The organism is Bathymodiolus platifrons methanotrophic gill symbiont (genome assembly GCF_002189065.1).
Taxonomy (GTDB): Bacteria; Pseudomonadota; Gammaproteobacteria; order Methylococcales; family Methylomonadaceae; genus Methyloprofundus.
This window is the reverse complement of sequence record NZ_BDMN01000587.1, coordinates 1-1,173: the sequence shown is the minus strand read 5'-3', so window position 1 is coordinate 1,173 and position 1,173 is coordinate 1. Positions and strand designations below refer to the sequence as shown.

Here is a 1,173-nt window from a genome sequence, read left to right as displayed (position 1 = left end):
AGTAAGTGGCGTAGCTTGTCTAGGTGGGAAGAATCGACGCTTACGAATATCGAACTGTAACCAAGCGCTCCAGCTGACCGTAGGAAGCGCAGCTCGTTTCGTTTTCAACCATCATTTTTTATCAAAGTTCAGTGCGTTGGTTAGAATTTATCGTCTATCTTCCTACGTCATCAGAGCTTAGTGTTAGGTTTTAAAAAAAACGTAGTTGACAGTATTCTCCGTATAAGTATAATGTACTTATGGGAAAACTTGAGTTTGAATGGGATAACAACAAAAACAAGATAAATGTCTCAAAGCATGGTGTTTCATTTGATGAGGCTCAAACAGCATTTTATGACGAATATGCAATACAATTTTTTGATCCTGAGCATTCGGAAAAAGAAGATAGGTTTCTTCTGTTAGGTACGAGTTTTAAATTAAAAACACTTGTTGTTTGTCACTGCTTCAGGGAGGAAGAAGCTATTATTAGAATTATTTCTGCTAGAAAAGCTGATAAAGATGAATCGAAAGCGTATTGGAGTGAAAGAAAATGAAAGAGCATTATGATTTTTCTAAAATGAAAGGGAAGAAAAACCCTTATCTTAAATACCTTAAACAACCAGTTACAATGCGTATTGATTGTGATTCTGTTGAATATTTTAAATCATTAACAGAAGAAACAGGGATTCCCTATCAAACACTAATTAATCTATATTTGCGAGACTGTGCTATCAATCATCGTAAATTACAAATGCAATGGTCATCACAAACCTAACGAACAAGGTTAGATTGTGATCGCGAAGCGAGCCACAATCTGAACCGTTTGTTGGATAAGCCCGGGGGGATAGTAGAGATTCTGTTACTACGCTATATGAACACGCTTTTTGCTGATTAGCCCGATTGATTAATCAGAGCTCTATTTTTAAATCTTAACTGAACATTGTAAGTTGCCTATTGCAGACAACTTACAACAACAAGTCTCGGAGCAATTTTTTAGCCTAAACCCCCGATTTTAGCCCAAGCAACTCCCTCAGGGTCTTATCCTGCTTGCTTGGGTGAAGGTGTGTGAATTTACATAACCGTTCGTGGTTCCAGCATTTTAGTCGGCACAGGCTGAGACATTATCTCCACTCTCGGTATTCGCCTACGCCCTACGATCATTGCACCACCACAGCATTTACAACTAAATTTCGG

The 1,173-nt window shown here is 38.2% G+C and carries 2 protein-coding genes; both read left to right on the top strand.

The genetic code is table 11. The features are described from left to right. The first annotated feature begins 239 nt into the window (after positions 1-239). Positions 240-533, top strand: a complete 294-nt coding sequence (locus tag CDZ78_RS20745) for a BrnT family toxin (RefSeq protein ID WP_087871623.1) — start codon at positions 240-242, stop codon at positions 531-533. Beyond that, complete coding sequence (locus CDZ78_RS20740) at positions 530-754, top strand: BrnA antitoxin family protein (protein ID WP_087871622.1); 225 nt, start codon at positions 530-532, stop codon at positions 752-754. The genes CDZ78_RS20745 and CDZ78_RS20740 overlap by 4 nt, the downstream gene beginning before the upstream one ends. Positions 755-1,173 lie beyond the last annotated feature (419 nt).

What these genes read in the sequence shown, in the direction of transcription:
- CDZ78_RS20745 (WP_087871623.1), top strand. Translation starts at nt 240, where the DNA reads ATGGGAAAACTTGAGTTTGAATGGGATAACAACAAAAACAAGATAAAT.
- CDZ78_RS20740 (WP_087871622.1), top strand. Translation starts at nt 530, where the DNA reads ATGAAAGAGCATTATGATTTTTCTAAAATGAAAGGGAAGAAAAACCCT.